The sequence below is a fragment of the Psychrobacter sp. PP-21 genome, assembly GCF_033790785.1.
In the GTDB taxonomy this organism is placed as follows: Bacteria; Pseudomonadota; Gammaproteobacteria; order Pseudomonadales; family Moraxellaceae; genus Psychrobacter.
Map to the genome: position 1 here is coordinate 1 of NZ_JAMYEB010000043.1, position 3534 is coordinate 3534.

3 protein-coding genes and 1 pseudogene are annotated in these 3534 nt (G+C 34.8%); all 4 read right to left on the reverse strand.

The window, feature by feature from the left end; all coding sequences use genetic code 11:
• Positions 1-128 precede the first annotated feature (128 nt).
• Positions 129-269: pseudogene (locus NJD71_RS13390) on the reverse strand (elongation factor P hydroxylase); the annotation flags it as partial.
• 409 nt (positions 270-678) lie between these two features.
• The gene (locus tag NJD71_RS13395) at positions 679-1176 is read right to left on the reverse strand and encodes an elongation factor P hydroxylase (protein WP_057758727.1); all 498 of its coding nucleotides are present in this window, start codon (positions 1174-1176) and stop codon (positions 679-681) included.
• Positions 1177-1279: 103 nt separating this feature from the next.
• Positions 1280-1699, reverse strand: coding sequence for a hypothetical protein (locus tag NJD71_RS13400; RefSeq protein WP_057758729.1), 420 nt, complete (start codon positions 1697-1699; stop codon positions 1280-1282).
• Position 1700: 1 nt separating this feature from the next.
• The gene (locus NJD71_RS13405; protein WP_201580101.1) at positions 1701-3215 is read right to left on the reverse strand and encodes a hypothetical protein; all 1515 of its coding nucleotides are present in this window, start codon (positions 3213-3215) and stop codon (positions 1701-1703) included.
• Positions 3216-3534: the final 319 nt, after the last annotated feature.

Below are 3534 nucleotides of genomic sequence, written 5' to 3' on the forward strand. Positions count from 1 at the left end.
TTTGCACAGCACGATTGGTTATGTGTCGCCTTTTGAGTTTGAAAAGCGGTATTATGACAGTTTAACCCTGTCAGGCATGGCTGCCTGACTCAAGTAAAACACTCTCCGATATACTCGGGGCGGTTCACTAGTGCTTGCGGCTTGATCTCTACACGTTCAAATGCCTGCTGCTGAGCTGCTGTTCGACCGTCTGGGGCATACCAGTAGCCAAAATCAGGTAGTCGCCTACGAGCCTCACCAGCCACACACCAATGACTCAGCTCTAGTAAACTCTTAACTATAAATGTACATTACTAAGTTATTGATTGATAAAGAAGTAATTGTAATGATGTAAAATCAGCTTCTTGATAAAAAAATGTACAATATTCCTCATAAAAGGAGATATTGTACATTAAGTGAGTCATTGGAATTATCACTTTTCAAAGCACTAAGAAGCTTATATTAGCCGTGTATATACAATCGAGACATATCAATATTTTATTTTTGATGAATAGATCGGGACTTTTTGTTGGTTCTTCTCTTAGTAGATATTCTTTGTTTTTTCAATAAAATTGGGAAGGCTAGAATATTTACTATAGTTATCATCGGCTGAATAGTAGCCTGATGAATATACTTCACATGACTGCTTTGAAATTTTAAAATTAAGTAAGTATGAATTTGCAATATGTAGTTAATAAACTAATTATCCCTTAACGTAGAAAAATCTGTATGCATTAATGTTTCTAAAGCTATTCTAGCCGTAGGAGGAGGATTCGTAATCATCTCTTGATAATTAACTTCTAAGTTTTTTAGAAACACCTCTGATATCGGTCGACCTGAAAAATCATCAAAGCTAGGTGAAAAATGTATACCTATAGCTTCACACATAGCCTTTTCTAAGCCTTGAGGTCTTGCTTCAACCAATTGAAATAGCTCTTGCTCTTCACTTGTTCTACCACATTCAGTATACCAGTAACCATAGTCATCTAATTTGCGTCGTTTTTGCCCTGCCAAACAGTAATGAGCAATTTCATGTAATAGGCTTCTTGGGTAGTTTTCTTTAAAAAAGATCTTCGCATTTGTATCTGCTTTTGGCGCTTCATAGTAGGGTTCATCTACTCCACCAATTATGGTTAGAGTAGGAAAAAGATGTTCAAATAAAATTTTTAGTTTGTTACACAAATGATCGTCATTCATAGGAATACTTTTAAGGCATCTTAATAGCCGTAATATGAGAAATAAAGCTTTAGAGAGGCTTTATTCATAGATTGTATTTGAGCTAAACAGGAACAAGATTAAGCTATTTATTAGATCTTTTCACTAATCTTATATGTGGAGAATCTGCTAACTCTCTTTGAAGTTCAAAATTCTGTCTTAGAATGTTAAGATAATCTTGCATTATAATGTCATATTCTTCTTTTATCATGTCGTATTTCAAATTAGCTTTGATTTTGAGCTCTTTTTCATGTTTTAACTTAGTAGAAGTATTAGGTTTTTCTTGAGCACGATTTTTGCGTTCTTCTTCCGCTTTTGTTATTGCTTCGCAAAGTTCTGGATATCTCTCATTACGGACATACCCTTTTCCTTTACCTGCCTCTCTACCTACAGCGTCTCTAGTAAACTTAAACCGTGATGACTTTGTATTGACAATTTTGGCTGTACCATCTTGTAGACGATTCAAAGCATCCCAATAAGCCTGTTCTGCCTGGCTAGTTTTCATGTTATTTCTCTTGATTTACTTCTAATACTGAAAGAAGACTGTCTATTTTTTTAATACTCACTTCGTATTCATGATGAACACGCTTTGGAATATCTAAAGTGAGTTGAGACTTATAAAAATCTTTAGTTTGTAGCAAAATACTTTTGGATTCTGGTGAAAACACCGCATTTTCACAGCTAATACAAGCAGATGCCAATACACCAGCACCTTTATCACAAGGTTTAATAGACATACATCCGCCAACTAAAGTAGATCGATAACGAATTTTGCCATTTTTGACTGCTTTCTTAGTACTATTTCTATTATCTAAGAACTTAGGAAGCTTATTCTCTACTTTTCTTTTTTGTAGATTTTTACCAGCTGCACCAGTTAGTGTCACCCTGCTATCTAACAATTCATGCAAATTATCTGACTCTACTCTTGCTTGGGCCTCCTGCCATTCCTTTTGCATAGCTTTGACTTCAGGGCCGTTGCCTAAAATATTTATCGCTCTAGAGTTTGAGTCCGTGTAATAGACTGTCATCATCATGCTTATATGTTTTAGCTGGGATTTAAGAGTAGGATATGAAACATAACCACTAGAAGCAGCATACACGGCTAAGGAGCGTCTAAACTGATGAAAGCCTAAAGGCCAAGGCTTACCTAATTTAATATTATTAGATATTTCATCGCCGTATAAAAATTGACTGACTTCCTTTAAGTCTTGTTCTGAAATTAATAAGTGCTCTGATGACATTATTTTTTGAATGAGGTTGCTATTTAAGGCAGTTGTTGCATAATCAAAATGCGGATGAGGCTTTCCAGATTTCCCATTTTCAATTGAAAAAAACAACGGTAACTTACTCTCATCTTCTGCCACCTGACTCTTATTAGCAGACCAGTTCAAAGCTCCTTGAGTGATAAATTTAGCTGCTTCAAAAGCTTCTTCAACAATTGAACCTGTTACCCATTTTGTAAATCTTGGTACTCCATTACTTTCCAATTTTGTTGTAGTTGACCATACTACAGGTATATTCCCAGTATCGGAATGAATATGTCTTAGCCCGTTGAAAGGGATAGATAGTAATTCATTTTTACGCATACCTGTAAACGCAGCTATAACAAAAGCGCTTTTCATCTGTATTTGACCTAAGCTGATTGTTAAACTTAACCAATTAGCATTCTTGATGATGTTTAAATCTGTTAATTCTGCTAAAATCTTAGTTAGCTTTGTATCTGTCTTCAAAGCAGTTTGCCAATAAAATCTGATTAAGCTTTTTTGTGATTTAGTAAGCTTACTCATAGGTACACTCTGATCTAATCTTAATGCTTCATCTCTTACTTTAGTACGTGCAGAAAAAACATATGAGATCTGCTCAGCGTGCTTATTAAAAACCTGCAAACTTTCAATGGTATCTTTTAGCAGGTTCTGATAAATACGTGAAGGAATGATCATGGTTTGAAGACTTTGAGAAGTCTCAGGGAAAGATTTTCTAGTCTTTCTTAGTTTGCTTGAAAATTCTTTTGAAGGTTGCATGTTACACCAAAAATTACTTTGATTTAAAACAGATGCTGTATCAATAAATCTTTGTATCTTGCCTAAATGCAAACCTATTTGTTTCTCCGTCGAACTATTAGTTACTAGGAAGTCGATTGCACTACTGTCAGTAAATATATTATTAAAGTCAATATTATTGTTTACACAGTAACTAATTAGGAAGGATATAGCGACTATAGTCACTGCACTACAAAAGAGTTATGTTTTGGATGAATATCATAAAACAATTTAGATAAGTCATTTTCCATCCAACCTTGGCGTAAAAACTTCACTTGAGCCCACTTTTTCTCGATGGGAT